This window comes from Pseudoalteromonas sp. A3 (assembly GCF_025942345.1).
GTDB lineage: Bacteria > Pseudomonadota > Gammaproteobacteria > Enterobacterales > Alteromonadaceae > Pseudoalteromonas > Pseudoalteromonas atlantica.
Genome location: NZ_JAPCKL010000006.1, coordinates 74,237 through 90,048, shown reverse-complemented (window position 1 = coordinate 90,048; position 15,812 = coordinate 74,237). Strand labels below are relative to the sequence as shown.

Annotated in this window: 13 protein-coding genes; 7 read left to right on the top strand and 6 right to left on the bottom strand. The window is 39.0% G+C overall.

The features are described 5' to 3' along the window. Nucleotides 1-6: 6 nt before the first annotated feature. Nucleotides 7-786, bottom strand: a complete 780-nt coding sequence (locus tag OIZ54_RS12355; RefSeq protein ID WP_264390509.1) for a DUF2189 domain-containing protein — start codon at nucleotides 784-786, stop codon at nucleotides 7-9. A gap of 256 nt (nucleotides 787-1,042) precedes the next feature. Here OIZ54_RS12355 and OIZ54_RS12350 point away from each other — a divergent pair, with 256 nt between their 5' ends. The 3 genes from OIZ54_RS12350 to OIZ54_RS12340 all read left to right on the top strand — a co-directional run bounded on the left by OIZ54_RS12350 (nucleotide 1,043) and on the right by OIZ54_RS12340 (nucleotide 4,757). Beyond that, entirely contained in the window at nucleotides 1,043-1,876 is an 834-nt protein-coding gene (locus tag OIZ54_RS12350; protein WP_004589490.1) for a mechanosensitive ion channel family protein, read from the top strand. A 231-nt stretch (nucleotides 1,877-2,107) separates the two neighbouring features. Beyond that, entirely contained in the window at nucleotides 2,108-4,180 is a 2,073-nt protein-coding gene (locus OIZ54_RS12345; protein ID WP_264390508.1) for a catalase, read from the top strand. A 106-nt stretch (nucleotides 4,181-4,286) separates the two neighbouring features. Beyond that, on the top strand, nucleotides 4,287-4,757 hold the full coding sequence (locus OIZ54_RS12340; protein ID WP_264390507.1) for a GFA family protein: 471 nt from the start codon (nucleotides 4,287-4,289) through the stop codon (nucleotides 4,755-4,757). A 66-nt stretch (nucleotides 4,758-4,823) separates the two neighbouring features. On the opposite strand, the gene OIZ54_RS12335 is transcribed toward OIZ54_RS12340, so the two are convergent. Beyond that, a complete protein-coding gene (locus tag OIZ54_RS12335) occupies nucleotides 4,824-5,840 on the bottom strand; it encodes a substrate-binding domain-containing protein (protein WP_264390506.1) in 1,017 nt (338 codons plus the stop codon). A 170-nt stretch (nucleotides 5,841-6,010) separates the two neighbouring features. Here OIZ54_RS12335 and OIZ54_RS12330 point away from each other — a divergent pair, with 170 nt between their 5' ends. Then, on the top strand, nucleotides 6,011-6,484 hold the full coding sequence (locus OIZ54_RS12330) for a VOC family protein (protein ID WP_004588872.1): 474 nt from the start codon (nucleotides 6,011-6,013) through the stop codon (nucleotides 6,482-6,484). A 37-nt stretch (nucleotides 6,485-6,521) separates the two neighbouring features. On the opposite strand, the gene OIZ54_RS12325 is transcribed toward OIZ54_RS12330, so the two are convergent. Both OIZ54_RS12325 and prs read right to left on the bottom strand, forming a co-directional pair. Further along, entirely contained in the window at nucleotides 6,522-8,117 is a 1,596-nt protein-coding gene (locus tag OIZ54_RS12325) for a nicotinate phosphoribosyltransferase (RefSeq protein WP_264390505.1), read from the bottom strand. A gap of 10 nt (nucleotides 8,118-8,127) precedes the next feature. Then, nucleotides 8,128-8,982 (bottom strand): ribose-phosphate diphosphokinase, encoded by an 855-nt coding sequence (gene prs, locus OIZ54_RS12320; RefSeq protein WP_264390504.1) that lies wholly within the window; start codon nucleotides 8,980-8,982, stop codon nucleotides 8,128-8,130. Between the two features lie 186 nt (nucleotides 8,983-9,168). On the opposite strand from prs, the gene OIZ54_RS12315 reads away from it, so the two are divergent. Genes OIZ54_RS12315 through OIZ54_RS12305 form a run of 3 tightly spaced genes read left to right on the top strand, consistent with a single transcriptional unit; the run spans nucleotide 9,169 to nucleotide 13,113 of the window. Continuing rightward, complete coding sequence (locus OIZ54_RS12315; RefSeq protein ID WP_264390503.1) at nucleotides 9,169-9,867, top strand: NUDIX hydrolase; 699 nt, start codon at nucleotides 9,169-9,171, stop codon at nucleotides 9,865-9,867. A 19-nt stretch (nucleotides 9,868-9,886) separates the two neighbouring features. Then, on the top strand, nucleotides 9,887-12,583 hold the full coding sequence (locus tag OIZ54_RS12310) for a DEAD/DEAH box helicase (protein WP_264390502.1): 2,697 nt from the start codon (nucleotides 9,887-9,889) through the stop codon (nucleotides 12,581-12,583). An 11-nt stretch (nucleotides 12,584-12,594) separates the two neighbouring features. After that, nucleotides 12,595-13,113 (top strand): hypothetical protein, encoded by a 519-nt coding sequence (locus OIZ54_RS12305; protein WP_264390501.1) that lies wholly within the window; start codon nucleotides 12,595-12,597, stop codon nucleotides 13,111-13,113. 54 nt (nucleotides 13,114-13,167) lie between these two features. Here OIZ54_RS12305 and OIZ54_RS12300 read toward each other — a convergent pair whose 3' ends face one another. Continuing rightward, a complete protein-coding gene (locus OIZ54_RS12300; RefSeq protein ID WP_264390500.1) occupies nucleotides 13,168-13,935 on the bottom strand; it encodes a DUF6515 family protein in 768 nt (255 codons plus the stop codon). 438 nt (nucleotides 13,936-14,373) lie between these two features. Then, complete coding sequence (locus tag OIZ54_RS12295) at nucleotides 14,374-15,669, bottom strand: YHYH protein (RefSeq protein ID WP_264390499.1); 1,296 nt, start codon at nucleotides 15,667-15,669, stop codon at nucleotides 14,374-14,376. Nucleotides 15,670-15,812 lie beyond the last annotated feature (143 nt).

Sequence of the window (15,812 nt, the reverse complement as noted above, 5' to 3'; positions counted from 1 at the left end):
TGGCTGTTACTCGTAACCACGAGGTTTTTTGGTTTTAATAACTGCAATATAAGCATGCCAACTGGCGTAACTAAGCAAAGGCATAATTACAATAAAGCCCGTGGCACCGGTAGCAAAACCAACAGCTACCAATAAAAATATACAAATTGACCATACCACCATAGCGGCAAAGTTAGTTTTTACAGCGTTCATAGAGCTTATTACAGCGGTCATAATATCTACTCGGCGCTCCATCATTATTTGTGGAGCAAAAGCAGAAAGCGAAAATACAGTCACCAGTAATACCCCTCCTATTATGCTGCCTAACGTTAAAAACGCCGATAACTCTTCAAAGGTGGGATTGGCGTGGCTAGGATATAAAGCATGCACAAGCGCGGCTAAACGCATCCAAGCAATCATGATAACCATTAGCATTATTGCAAAGCCCCATTCGCCTACTGGGTTTCTAAACATCGACTTTATAGAGTGGCTAAGTGTGGGTTTATGACCTTTTTCAAGCTCCCATGCTACATCGTAAAGGCCTGCCGCGAAGGCTGGGCCTATTAATGCAAACGCCACGGTTGCAGGCAGTATTACTAAATATGTACCTGTAAACATTGCCCAGTAAACAATAGCAACAGGAATAAGGGTAAATATTACCCCGTAAATAAGGCTCAATATGGGCGCACGGGTCATGTCTTTAAATGCCAGTGCTAGCCAGTGAAAAGCCGCAAATGTGTTTACCTTATTGCATTCAATGCAGCGGGCAAATTCAGAGTGTTTATTCATCGTATTTGTTGTTGGCATAACAACGCTCCTTAACAAGGTGTCTCTTAAAGGTTTAGAACACATTGGCTTTATTTACAAATTGAACAATATATACGCAATAAAAAATATTTCCGGTCAATTTATATACTGATTTGATTTTGTAACTGTTATTAGTGATAAAAATGAAAGGCAAATATAGCGAATAAGTAAAAATTCGTAATCTAGTTAATAAAAAGTTAATATAAAGTGTTTAATATGCTTTTATATTTACAACCAGTCTAACAGGAACAATAAAATGGACGAGATAATAAATAATATTGATGTAAATCAGTATTTGCCGGCAGCAGTAATGTGGGCAACAAATATTCTAATGGCAATTGTTATATTACTAATAGGCTTATGGCTTGCGGGTAAAGTGCGTAATATGATTATTAGTTTATGCCATAAATACACTCACTTTGATGACACGTTGTTTCGCTTTTTAGGCAGTATGGCGCGCTATGTTATTTTAGCGTTTGTATTTATTGCCGTGTTAAACCGCTTTGGTGTGCAAACAGCTTCAATAATTGCGCTATTAGGTGCGGCAGGTTTAGCTATTGGGTTAGCGCTGCAAGGTGCTATGTCTAACTTAGCTGCAGGTGTAATGTTACTTATATTTAGACCTTACAAAGTAAACGACTTTATTGAAGCCGCAGGGCGCTTTGGTAAAGTTACCGAGGTTGATATGTTTACAACTATTTTGCAAACGTTCGATAATCAGCAAGTTATTATCCCAAATAGCCAAATTTGGGGAGCGCAAATTATTAATCACTCGCATCATCCTATTCGCGGCGTAGATATGCACTTTGGTGTGGCATACGATGAAAACACCGACGCTGTTCGCAAAGTTATTGATAGCGTGCTTGAGGCTCACCCACACATACTAAAAGACCCAGCTCCTTTTGTTGAAGTAGAAACACTAAACAACAGCTCGGTAGACTTTTTAGTAAGACCTTTTTGTAAAGGCGAGCACTACTTCGAAATTTTATACACGGTGCCAGAGCTGATTAAAAAAGCCCTTGATGAAAACAATATCGAAATTCCATTCCCACATCGTAAAGTTATTTTAGTTAACGAGAATAAAGATTAAGGCTTAAGCCTAAGAGCACTTTATAAGTGCTCTTTTTTTTGCCTGAAAAAGTTACACACCTGTGTAATTTTTTCTTTTATAAATTACCTCAAATACTACTTTTTTGTCTGTACAGCCCTTTTTTACTAGGTTGGATGGCTGGTCTTTATTTTGCATTTCCATAGTCGCTTTTAGTTTTAAAGCTCATAAAAACTATCGACCCATTAAATCAAATTGTATGAGGGACTAAACATGGCTGAATCATTTAAATACTCAGGCAATAAAGGGCATGGTGGCGAATTACATCAAAAGGCTTCTGATGAATACCCAACGATGACCACCGCGCAAGGGTGCCCTATTAGCGACGATCAAAACTCATTACGTGCAGGCAAGCGCGGCCCAGGTTTATTAGAAGATCATGTAATGCGCGAAAAGCTGTTTCACTTTGATCACGAACGCATTCCAGAGCGTGTGGTACATGCCAGAGGCTACGGTGCTCATGGTTATTTTGAAACCTACGATACGCTTGAAGATTTAACCTGTGCTGATATTTTTCAGCGTAAAGGTGAAAAAACACCGGTATTTGCACGGTTCTCAACTGTGGCAGGGAATAAAGGGTCTCCCGATTTAGCACGTGATGTTCGCGGGTTTGCTGTTAAATTTTACACCCAAGAAGGAAACTGGGATTTAGTGGGTAACAACATACCTGTATTTTTTATTCAAGATGCAATGAAGTTTCCTGATTTAATTCACTCAGCTAAGGCTGAACCAGACCGTGGTTTTCCACAAGCGCAAACCGCGCACGATAACTTTTGGGACTTTGTAAGTTTATCGCCTGAGTCAATTCATATGATTATGTGGGCCATGTCAGATAGAGCCATACCGCGCTCTTTACGCTTTATGGAAGGCTTTGGTGTTCATACCTTTAAATTTATAAATGCAAATGGCGATGAAAAATTTGTTAAGTTTCATTGGAAACCAAAAGCCGGTATGCAGTCAGTAGTGTGGAACGAAGCACTTAAACTTAATGGTGCTGATCCTGATTTTCATCGTCGAGACATGTGGGAATCTATTGGTAAAGGCGACTTCCCTGAATGGGAGCTAGGTGTACAAGTGTTTGATCAGCAATTTGCTGATGAATTTGAATTTGATGTTTTTGATGCCACCAAGCTTATACCTGAAGAGCAAGTACCCGTAAAAATTGTGGGCCGCATGGTGCTTGACCGTGTAGTTGACAACTTTTTTGCCGAAACAGAGCAAGTGGCTTTTTGTACTCAAAACATTGTACCTGGGCTTGATTTTACACCCGACCCATTACTGCAAGGGCGTAACTTTTCGTATTTAGATACTCAAACCAAACGCTTAGGCGGTCCTAACTTTACGCATATTCCGGTTAATGCGCCTAAATGCCCAATGCGTCATTTTCAACAAGATGGCCACATGGCAATGCATAACCCTAAAGGGCGTGCTAACTACGAGCCAAACTCGTGGAGCGGCGATGAGCATAACCCCCGCGAATGCCCAGTGCATGGCTTTAAAAGCTCAAGCGAGCCAGAAGTAAGCGGTGGAGATAAGCTGCGTTATCGCTCAGAAACATTTAGCGATCACTACAGCCAAGCGCGCCAATTTTACTTAAGTCAAACAGAAGTAGAGCAAGCGCACATCCAATATGCGTTTGTATTTGAGCTTTCAAAAGTAGAGCATGTGCCGATTCGTGAGCGTGTGGTTTCGCACTTATTAAATGTAGATAACACATTAGCGCAAGAAGTTGCAAAAGGCCTGCGCCTGCAAGATATGCCAGAGCCGGCTGAAGCTGCTATGCCAACGCGTAACGATTTACCTGTATCAGATGCGCTAAGTATTTTAAAAAATGCGCCAGATACCTTTAAAGGTCGTAAGTTAGGTATTTTAGTGAGCGATGGCTTTGATGCTGATATTTTTAATTCGGTTACAAATGCCTTAGACGCTGAAGGTGCTAACTACGAAATTGTGGCCGCACAAGTAGGTGGTGCATGTTGTAGTAAAGGTAAGCATGTAGCAGCGGATCAAGTAATTAATGGCGGCCCTTCGGTGCTTTACGATGCGGTGATGGTACTTGCAACGCAAGAGGGCGCTAAGAAGCTTGCTGGTATTCCTGAGGCAAAAGACTTTGTGAGCGATGCGTTCGCGCACATGAAATACATAGGCTACACAAAAGATGCCATGGCATTATTTGAAGCCGCAGGGCTTGATGGTAAAGCCGACGATGGTTGGATAGATTTAAACATGCACTCTGCAGATAAGTTTATTGAAACATTGCGCAATTTAAGATTTTGGCAGCGTTAGAACAAAACGCTTTAGCAAATAATAACCACACCCTGTAAAGGGTGTGGTTTTTTTATGGCTAACTGGTTATGGTATTAACTCTAAACAGTAACTAATTGGATTTATTATGAAGCTTAAAGGCGCTTGCCACTGTGGCAAAGTAACGTTTAGTGTGAGCTCTAAACACCCTTATCCTTATAACTTATGTTACTGCTCTATTTGTCGTAAAACGGCCGGCAGTGGCGGGTTTGTTATAAACTTGAACGCACAATACAGCACGCTTGAGGTTACAGGGCGTGAGCATATTACTATTTATCATGCCAAAGTGGGTGATAAAACCAGCCCTGCTGAGCGCCATTTTTGTAAACACTGCAGCAGTAACTTGTGGTTATATGATTCGCGATGGCCTGAGCAAGTTCATCCCTTTGCTGGCGCAATAGACAGCGAATTACCCGTACCGCCAGAGCACACCCATTTAATGCTTGCCAGTAAGGCCAATTGGGTCACCCCGCATATTCAAAAGAACGATAAACAGTTTAATGAATACCCCGATGAAAGCATTGCAGCGTGGCACCAACGCTTAAACTTAGAGCAATAATACGCTGGCTAAAGTGCACTGCATCGTACTTAAAAGGGCATAACCCACAGTTAACGGGGTAAAATTTTAATGATTAACAGTGCACTGTGAGGCGTTACTTTGGGTACAGTAATGAAAGTCGGTGTAGTAGTGAGATTGCGCAGGCTTTTTATTATATAAAATGTAGTCGTGCATTAGCTTGGTGCTCAAGCGGCCCATTTCAAAAGGGTTTTGCCCTATGTTAGCCGAAGAGAGACCCCTGCTTAACACATTGAGCTGTATTTCTTCTGTATCGGCAGAAACAATAATAATGTCTTTATCGGCAATACGTTGCTTAAAAGGCGCTAAGGCATTTACGTAATGAGGGTTAAATTGTGCAAACCCCGCCACAGCTAAAAAAATGGGTGGGTTCTCCATTTTTAATAAATGCATTAACTGCTTTAGTGACTCTTCGCGCTTACCTAAACTAAATAAGGGGCAGCGACTATGTTCGCGCCAGCCGTTTTTACCTGATAGGTGCGCTGTCGCTTGATCAGACAGCGCGTACCTAACCCCAGCAATACGCTTGTTTAAATTAGGGGTTGTATGGTGCCCCGACTGCATGCAAAGCGTATTATTTGCTTTGTTGGTCAGTTTTTTTACTTGCTCGCCTAAGGCAACGCCAAAGTCGAAGTTGTTACTGCCAACGTAGGCTAGGCGGTACTGTTGGTGTTTTTCAAGCAGATCAGAATCAAACGTTATAACAGGAATGTTTTTACTTTTAAGCGCCATTAATGAACGAGTGACCAAATGCTGAGAATCGGTTGTTGCTACAATTAACCCATCTATTTCTTGGTCAACTAACCTATTAATGACCATAGATTGGCTACGAATGTCTTGAAAGTCTTTTGGTCCATCGTACTTGCATTCTATTTCTGGGTGCTCATTACTAAAGTGCAAACAACCTTTAAAGGCTTGCTGATAAAAAGAGTCGTTTTTTGTTTTACCTACAATGGCAATCACAACTTTAGCCACGCTTTGGTGGGCAAATAAAGCACACCAGCTTAAAACTAAATATTTCAGAACTTTATACTTTTTAGCGGCTAGGCTAATTTTAGCTAACATTATAAAAGTCCTAAGCAAATAAAAGTAAGATATATATTACAGCTAGTATAGTTATTGACCACAAATTGGCTAATTTAATTATAGTGACTTAAATGAGTTAACACGTTGAAAGAAGTGTTTTTAACCTATAGGCTAAATACATACACCCATAAAAAATAATGGAGAGCGTTATGACTGTTTCAGCAATTCCCAAAGGGTTTAGTTCGGTAACACCGTACTTAATTATAGAAGGTGCTCAGCAAGCTATTTGTTTTTATCGTGATGCATTTAATGCGCAGTTAGTAATGCAAATGCCGCTGCCAGAGGGCGGTATAGCCCATGCTGAAATTATAATTGGCGACTCCCATATTATGATTTCGGACTCATGCCCAGATGAGTCATTTAAAAGCCCCAATGCACTTGGTGGCACACCGGTAAGTTTAATGCTTTACGTAGAAGATGTAGACAGCGTATTTAAAAAGGCAATTGAACTTGGCGCTACAGAAGTACGCCCAGTGCACGACCAGTTTTATGGTGATAGAGCCGGCACCCTACAAGACCCATTCGGGCATATTTGGACCATAGGCACCCATAAAGAAGATTTAAGTGAGCAAGAAATTAACCAACGAATGGCCGACTTAATGTCAAAAGAGCAAGATGCTTAGCGCAACTTGCTCTTTTGAGATTAGATTATCTTAACAATTAAATTTGTGTATCTATTAAAGTTCTAATTTCACTTAGTGTTGTTTCTTTCACTATTTTACCGTTTTCAAAAACAACTTCTAATAGGCCTTTAGCTTCTTCTTGCTCGGTTACGTCATCAAATAAGGTTAGTTCGCCATTTACTCTGTCTATTTTTAAGAGCCCTTTAGCCGATTTTTTCTTTGAGTCAGTTTTTGGGTCTTTAAAAATAGCTAAACGTTCACCTGCTTTAACTACACTCGTTGCTTTTACAGCCGAGCCATGTGTGTCACGTGTTACGTATTGGTAGCTGTATGAGCCAATACCAAGTACGACTTTTGAAGCAAAGCCTTTATCCATTAAGCGCTGTAAAATTTGGCGTTGGCGAGTTAGTGTTATTGCGTCACCATATATAGCACCAATATGATCATCAAGCAGTTTATAGCCTTTAGCTGTTATTGTGCCGCCAAATGTATCCCATAGGCACTCTATAAGCCCTTTAACTTCACATTCCATCAGCTCAATAGTGTTGCTATCTTCAAATCCATAATATTGACCATTAAAGCGATACGCTTCATACCCTTTATTAATAACGTCAGCTTCAGCTTCTTTTTGTGTTTCAAATAACTCCTTGTAATCAGATACTGGTGAAACTTTGTAACCTGTTAATACTTTGACAGGGTCGCCAGAATCGGGGCGTATAACTAAGGTGCCATCGCGCGCCATTATTTCGCTTTTTAACTGAGGCAAGTAGTCAGTAACAAGTGTCCAAAAGTCCCATGTGTCAGACACAACACTTAAAATCCCTTTTGGTGATTGCTCTTTCATTAAGTACTTAAAAAACTCTATTTCACCTTCCATAATCCATGAACAGGTAACCGAATGTTCAGTTGCATCTACAGAGCAGCCAACTAGCTCGTTATCTACATTTGCTCCGTAATATTTTTCTGCAAATAAAACAGCGGGTATGGTATCTGTACCTACCAGTCCTGATGCTAAATGGCCAAAGCCACTCATTGCCGCAGCGTGTTTGCCAAACATACCTCTAAAGCTAAAGTCATGGCCTTGAAAGGGAACAAACTCCATAGGCGTCCCTGTTTTTTGTGCAAACTCTTTGAATACTTTTAAATATGCAACAGAGGTTGTAGTGCTGGTTTGTATTGGCCAGTTTTCGCAGCTCAATACAGTTTCAATCATATTTGTTAGCCATTGAAAGCCAGCTTTAGTGTTTACTATCGTCATAGGCGGAACTAAATAAGGGACTAATGTTCCCTCTGGTAACGCTTTAATTTTTAATGGTAAGTAACCTAAATCATGTAAATCTTCTAAATACTTTACATCAACTGTATAGCCAAGCATTGAGCTCATTATACGTTTATGGTTAGCAACGGCAGTTGCTTTATCTAGTTTAAAAAACTCATTCCATTCTTCTAAAAGATAACTTTTAATAAAGTATTGAAGACCAACAAACGCAACTCTATCGTTATTTTCTATGTTGCTAAGTTTTCCGCTTCTTGATGTAAAGTTTGCATATACTTCACTTACATCAGGGTGATAAGCACGGCTATGAAATTCTTTATAAACATCTTTTTGCATACTTGCAGCTGTAATAGTCATGGTGTTTTCCTTACATCTCAATTATTTGTAAACTAATGGTGTTACTATTTTTAAACTCATTAGCCGGTTTAAACGAATCAGTTGTATAAATGCGCTCGATTAGGCCTTCAAAAACATCAAGCCCCTTTGAAAAAATACCGTGAGTTATAAAAAGAGAAACTTCAGCAGCACCATTGCTTTTTAGTACCTTCGCAAGTTCAATAAACGTTCTGCCGCCATCACAAATGTCATCAGCAATAAGTACGTTTTTACCTTTAACATTACCAATAATTTCTGTTTTTATTATTTCGCCTGTTTTTAAGTTTCTTACTTTTTGAGCTTGAATAACCTCGGGTACGCCATCGAATTTTTCTGAAATTTTAATCGTTTTTTTACTTGCTCCCGCATCTGGAGAAATAAGCGTTAGTTCGCCTTTTGCTAAACGTTGGCTAAGTTCTTCACAGCGTCCAAGTAACGAAATTTGCTCAACATTAGTTACTCTATTAATTAAAGCTGGGGATACATCGCTATGCGCATCCCAAATAGTTACTTTTGAAAATTGTAAGCTATTAATAAAATTTGCCATAACTGCAGCGCCTAGCGCTTCCCCTTCAACGCACACTCGGTCTTGGCGTGCATAGGGAAAATAAGGAATAACGAGTTCGATAGGTGTGCTTTCATATGTTAATCTTTTTAACGCATCAACAGCAATCATTAATCTAACCATTTTTGAAGAATTGGTTAATCGTTCAAAAATCTCTATTTTGATAGAGTCTGAAAAATTAGCAGTGTTGAATCTGACATGCTCTTCACCACCTGAAAAAGTAAAGTGATCATAATCAACTAACGATTTACTTCCTGTTGAGTTATAGCTAAATATTTTCATTTTTTGTTCCTTTAATGTTTGTGTCCTAGCGACACAATTAAATTATCAAATGTACCTATAGTAATCAAGCTGTTTTTTAAACTAAATCACTGAACTAATAATATTTCTATAATTTTAAGGTAGGTTGATATTGAAATGCGTTTAATTTATTGTGTCACTAAGACCTTAACTTGATGTGAGCGTGCTATGATTAACCATTACGATATTACCGAATACAAAAACCCATTATTTACAGTCGATAGTGTGTTATTTACTGTTAAAAAAGGTGCTCTAAAAGTACTAATGGTTAAGCGTGCGAGTAAGCCATTTGCAGGGCGGTGGGGGCTACCCGGTGGGTTTGTCGACGTAGATATTGACGATAGCGTAAGTATGACTGCGCTTAGAAAGCTTAAAGAAAAAACCAGTGTGGCGCCTCAATATTTAGAGCAGCTACAGACATACTCAGGCATTAATCGTGATCCTCGAGGGTTTAGTGTCACTTTAGCTTATTTTGCTTTAATTGCAGAGGCGCAAGTATCAACCCATATAGAAACGGTTGATGATGCAAAGTGGATAGATATAGATGAGGTAAATAATTTGCCAGTGGCTTTTGATCACAAGTATATTATTGAGCAAGCTAAAGCGCGTTTAAAACAAAAGGCATTGTACTCAATGGCGCCGGTTTATTGTTTGCCAGAGCATTTTACCGTAGGGCAATTTAAGTCAGTCATTGAAACCATTATAGGTAAACCTGTTCAGCGTAAAAGTATAATAAGGCGCATTGAAGCTTCTGGTATGTTTGAAACACTAGATGAAAAAGTTAAATCTGGCGGTCGCTTAGCACAGTTATACAAACTAAAAGCCGGCGTTGATATTGTAAATTTCGAACGTAATTTAAGTGTCTAACTTTAAATGGAATTAAATTTTGAGTAGTAAAAACGTCCTGTCGTATTATCGCGATTGCTACAAAGAAGATAGCGCGGATTTAAATTTATGGAATCTAAATAAATTAAAAAAAGAGGATCGCTTTGTTCTTCAAGGCCGAGATGATTTAGGTTCTGGATTTTTACCGCGTCTTCCAATTCCTGCAGATTTTGCTAAGCAAATGATGAAGCGTGTAGAAGTCTATCAGCGAGAACGGGTACTACTTTATGCACGCTTTATATTCGTTGGTAACATAGAAGTTAAGGGCGAGATAAAGCAGGTTGTTTCGCCTATTTTATTTAATGAAGCCGTTATTGAAAAAGATCAGGGTGACTATTACTTTTCTCTTACTGATACTCAACCGGATATAAATGAATCATTAACTCAACTATTAATACCACAGGGTAACAAGCTTACAAGTATCGATGAAACGGCTGATATTCAGTCAGCTTATTTTTGGACCTCATTATTGAAAGAAAGCCCGATAGCGCTGAACCTATTTGAGCTTTTAAACTACCCTGAACTTGCTGATTCTGACGAAATAAAAAAAGCCTTAAAAAGTAAAACCCCAACACTTTTACCTGCTTCTATACTGGTTTTTGTTGAGCGCTCAAATAGTAGCCGGGGTGTGCTGCATGAGCTAGAAGAAATCATTGAATCAGATAAACTATCACCGACTATTAACGGTTTAATTGACGCTTTGAAGCCTTCAATTAAAAATAAAAACTTGAAATACGATTATTTGCCTGGGTTATTATCAGCTTCGCAAAAGAAAGTTATCTCAATTGCCGCAAATATTAATTTAGGGTGTGTTTCAGGACCGCCAGGTACGGGGAAAAGCTACACAATTGCAGCGATTGCAGCCGAACATATGGCGCGAGGAGAGTCGGTGCTTATTGTAGCAAACAATAATCCCGCACTGGATGTAATAGCCGATAAACTTGATGAAAACTTTGGGCTAAGCGATGTATCCATACGCGCCGGACAAAAAGAATTTTTAAAAAAATTAAAAGATTATATTGCCGATTTATTAGCAGGGTACTTAGCGGATGAACAAGATAACCCCGCGCTTATTGAGTCTGAACTAAACAAGCTAAATACCTCATTAAATGAATTAGAACTGCGCTTTAGTCAGTTTTGCCACCGAGCCATAATTAGAGGTAAAAGACTCAAAAATCTTGAAGATAAGAATATCGAATGGCTTAGCAATTTATACATTAAATTTGCTCGTCGTGGTATTAAGCAATTAGCAAAGCAGTGGTCTTCGTTAGAGCAAATAAATACCCAACAACTTAAAAGAGAAAAACTGGCGAGTAGTTATTTAAGCGCGTTAAAAAATAAAAACCTTAAAGCGCTAATTGATACTCAGCGTAAATCGTTAAACGCATTTAATCAAGCTATTCGTAGTCGCACATCTAAAAGACAGTTTGAGCTTTTTGATAATATAGAATACGAGGCTTTATTATCGGCTTTTCCGGTGTGGCTCGTAAGTTTAAATACCTTGTATAGAGTACTACCGTTAAAAGCCGAAATGTTCGACTTAGTTATTATTGACGAAGCGACACAATGTAACATCAGTAGTTGTTTACCTGCACTTTATCGCGCAAAAAGAGCGATTATTGTCGGTGATACTAAGCAGTTAGAACATTACTCTTTTTTGGCAAAAAACAAAGAAGCCCAACTTATGTCTAAGAATAATGTGAGCTTTAGCGATAAAGGCGTTATGAGCTATCGTGATAACTCTATTCTAGATCTGACCTTAAATGCATTAAACGATAATAAACAACTGGCATTTTTAGATGAACATTTTAGAAGCAAGCCTGAGTTAATTAATTTTAGTAACGAACATTTTTATCAATCAAAGTTAAAAATAATGCAGCACAGACCTTGTACAAGTACGGGTAACTTATTGGTACAACGTGTTAATGGAACTCGAGATAGTTCAGGTATTAATCATCTTGAGGCGAGCAGTATTATAAACACGATTAAGCAACAAATTGATGATGATAAAAGCGCAGGGATCAGCCATAGCATTGGGGTTGTTTCGCCTTTTAGAAGCCAAGCTGATTATATTACCAAAGAGATAGAAACTCACTTTAATGAAGCTGAGATAATAAAGTATAAACTGAGATCTGCCACTCCATTTGGTTTTCAAGGCGAGGAGCGAGACATTATGCTTATCTCTTTTGCGCTAGATAATAATGCTAAAAGAGCTGCGGCTTATATTAATAAAGCAGATGTATTTAATGTGTGTATTACACGAGCGAGGCAAAAACAATGTGTATTTTTATCAATAGATGAAACGCAATTGCCAGAGCATTATTTACTAAGACGTTATATAAGTTCAATAACGCAGTTTGAAGCAGCTCACAATGTAACCTCTGATATTGATAAATTTCAGCAAAGAGTTATCTGCGAATTAACTAGTTTAAAAATAGAAACGTGGGCTGGTTACACGATAGCCGGAACGGATGTTGATATTCTTTGTCGGTATAATGGACGATATCTTGCGATTAATTTAATTGGCTTTCCAGGGCCATGGGCTGATTTTTTTGAGCTCGATACCTATAAATTATTTAGCCGCGCTAATATTGATATACTGCCAATAAGTTATGGATTATGGGTTGTAGATAAAAGTACGTGTGTACAGCACATTATTAGTAAGCTTAGGGTGTGTGAAACGTACTCAATAATGTAAAAGGAATTAAAATGTTTATGTCTTTGTTTAAGCCTGAGTATGGTTATTACGCATTGTTTGCAATGATCTTGTTAACTTTATTTAGCTTTTTAATTGGTTCACACAAAGCTAAAAAGCATAAAGCGCGGTCGAAAGAATTTTCTGATGAAGCTAAAAGTATGAATATGTCTTCAAAAGAGTTTGCAGGGATTATGGCCGATAAATATCAGGAAGAAATAGCTAAACGAAGTATTATAAAAAAGTTTCAGGTTTCTGTGTATGAGCATTTTACATTTATCTTTAGTGTCTTTTTAGTTGTTTACCCTTTTTTATTAGCTGGGTATTGCCCCTTCATTTTAATTTTTGCTGATCATTATATCTATCATTGTATAGCCTACCTCGCTATTTGGAGTCTTTATATTTCTCTGTTAACAACTTTTATAAAAGGGGATGGGGGGATGGTGTTACTTCCGCTGGTGATGCCATTAATAATTTCTTTGTTAGCAAGTATAGTAATTGTCTCGGTCAGGTTGTTAATCGATAATGTATAATTAAAAACCTTTAAAAAAAAGACTCAGTAATCCTACAGAGTCTTTTTAATATTATTAACCTAAATTTATAGCTAAATATTTTATTTCGTCACCGTTTATTTGCGGTAAAAAATAAATATCTTGGTACTTAAAATATTGTTGATCGTTAATCGTGACTGCCTCTGCCGAAATAGGGAGGGTGTCGTAGGTTTGCCCTAAATCATAATTTTTAGCACTGCCTACCTTAATAGCCTGATTAACCACTATTTTAGGCTCATCAACTACTCTATAACCATTATTATCTGCCACGTAATATACATTTTGGTAGGTATAGTAAGTGGTATTATGGCGTTTAAAGTGTGAATAATGCCTTGGTAGTGAGCGTATTCTTAAGCCTCTCGGTGGCTTAACTACGTGGTAGCCTCTTTTTGCTTTTCTGTAGTAAATACCATCACTAAATGTAAACGTAATGCCATTAAATCTGATTGAAGCACTATTGCGTGGTAAATGATTAAAATAATGCCCAGGCCGGTAGGTCACTACGTTGTGGCGATTATGTTTAAAATAATTACGAGTGCGTTGCTGCTGTTTGTAATGGGCAACTTTTTGCTTTTGCTCTTTGCGGTGCTCGCGTTTGGCTTGTTTGCGCTCTTTACGGTCGTTTTTTTTATATTCTATACGCTGTTTTTTGTCATCGCGGCGCTCATCTCGTTTGTATTCGATGCGTTTTGCGCGCTCATTATTAAAACTTTTTGCGTTTTCTCGCTCATTGGGTGCTGCATATGCAGCGCCAGATACTGCACTTATGGCAAGTAGAGCAGGGAGTAATTGAGTCAGTTTCATACTAGTGCCTCGTGTATGTTGTTACATAGCTGGGTTCAATACTAGCGCTTTAAACTGAATGGTAACTGACATGTAACCGATAACAGGGGCGTGTTTACAGCTTTTTACTAACGTTTACTGTTCTTGACACAAGCCAACGTTTTCTCACATTTTTGACGATTTTAGGAACTTTTACAACGCTTTAAGTTGCGTAACTAATTGTTACGGCAGGTGCTTTTAACACTTGCCGTAATTTATAATTAGCCTGAATTGTTGGATAATAAATCTATCTCGAGCAGCTATTTTCAGTGCTAACCGCGTTTAAATTACTTGCAATAGGCAAGCTATTGACGCGTAAATTTGCCTTATTTTCACTGAAAATCTCTGGCTAGAGAAAATAAACTTAAATATCACCATGGTTCAATATGTTAGTAAATCTCTAACCAGAGTTTAGGTTAATTACCGTTTAGGTTTTTCGGGTAAGGCGGCTTTTAATTGCTCCGGTGTCACGTTAAGTGCCTTTGCTACAACCGTTAAATCGGCATTAGGGCCGCCGGCTTTTTGCATTGCTTGCATAAGCACTTCTTCGCTAATGCCTAGTTTGTTAGCAGCGTCAGCAAACCCCGGTGGCGACATGCCGCTGTTAGGGCCACCTGCTTTTGGACCGCCGCCACCTGGTGGTTCATGGCGAGTTATTTTAGTGCCTTCAGGTGGCTTAGCGCCTACACCCGCTTGTGCTGTGGTCGTAAAATTATTTTGTGCAACCACGCCTTTTAAGCACTTAGGTAAGTTAGGGAATGTATTACTTGCATGGTAGTGGTAAGTAACTATGCCGCTTTCACCCACGGGGCCTGTGTGGCCATTACAGCTATCAAGCTCGGTTGGGGATGTACCATCAATTTCTTGGCTTCCGTAAATTGGGTAGCCATCAAAGCCATAACCAAATAGGGCGCTTGGCTTTTGCGTTAAATTATTACAGTTGGCGTTAACATGTTCGTGTTTATATACGCTGTCTATATCACTAGCGGTGGCATGGTAGTGGTACCAACCGCCCGGATCAATATGGCCTGCGCAGGTATCAAGCGCGGGTAAATGCCCAGTATGTTGCACACTTGGCGCATCCGAAAAAATAGGCACACCCGCAAGCGCTATACCCACTTTAGATACAGTGCCCAGCGCTGTTGATTGCTCAGACATAACAGGGTACAGTGGTAAAAGGGCGGTAATTTCTACGCTTTTATCTACCGATACATTAATACATGCATGATCAACTGTTGGGCGAATGGTCGCGTTATCAACAATATGCACGTTGCCGTCTTCATCGTAAAAGGTAAAACCTTGCTCGTTAAGCATGGTTAAAAATGCTTTATCTAACCTATATAGCCCCGCATCGGTGCCATCCCAATCCCAAATTCCGCCTACGTCGTCGAGTGTTTCTGGGCAAAAAGGGCCGACTTCAATGTTGTCGGGCTGATATTTTAAAACCACTTGAGCACACTGAGTTTGTAAGCCGTTTTCAAGCGTACACTCAACAGTTTGTGGCAGCTTTACCATGGCTTTAATATTAAATTCATCGGTATTTATAAGCGTGTTTTTAGCGCTTTTAGTTTCTGGGGAGGCAGGTGTACTTTCGCTTTTTATCTGCTCGCCACATGCAGTTAAAAGTACCGTGGCACTAAGCAGGCAAAATGCGAGCTTAGTTTTTGTAATGTTAACGCTAGGCGCTTTTAAACGACTTCGTTTAATTGTTCTCATACTTACCCCAAAACGGTTTATATACGTAGGTTTTAGTATGGCAATAAATTGTGCAAATAAAATGAAAGTTTTAAAAGAGTTATTGATATGTTTGAGATGCATGGCTAGCTTTTAATTAACATTATTGGGAGTTGTTATTAAGT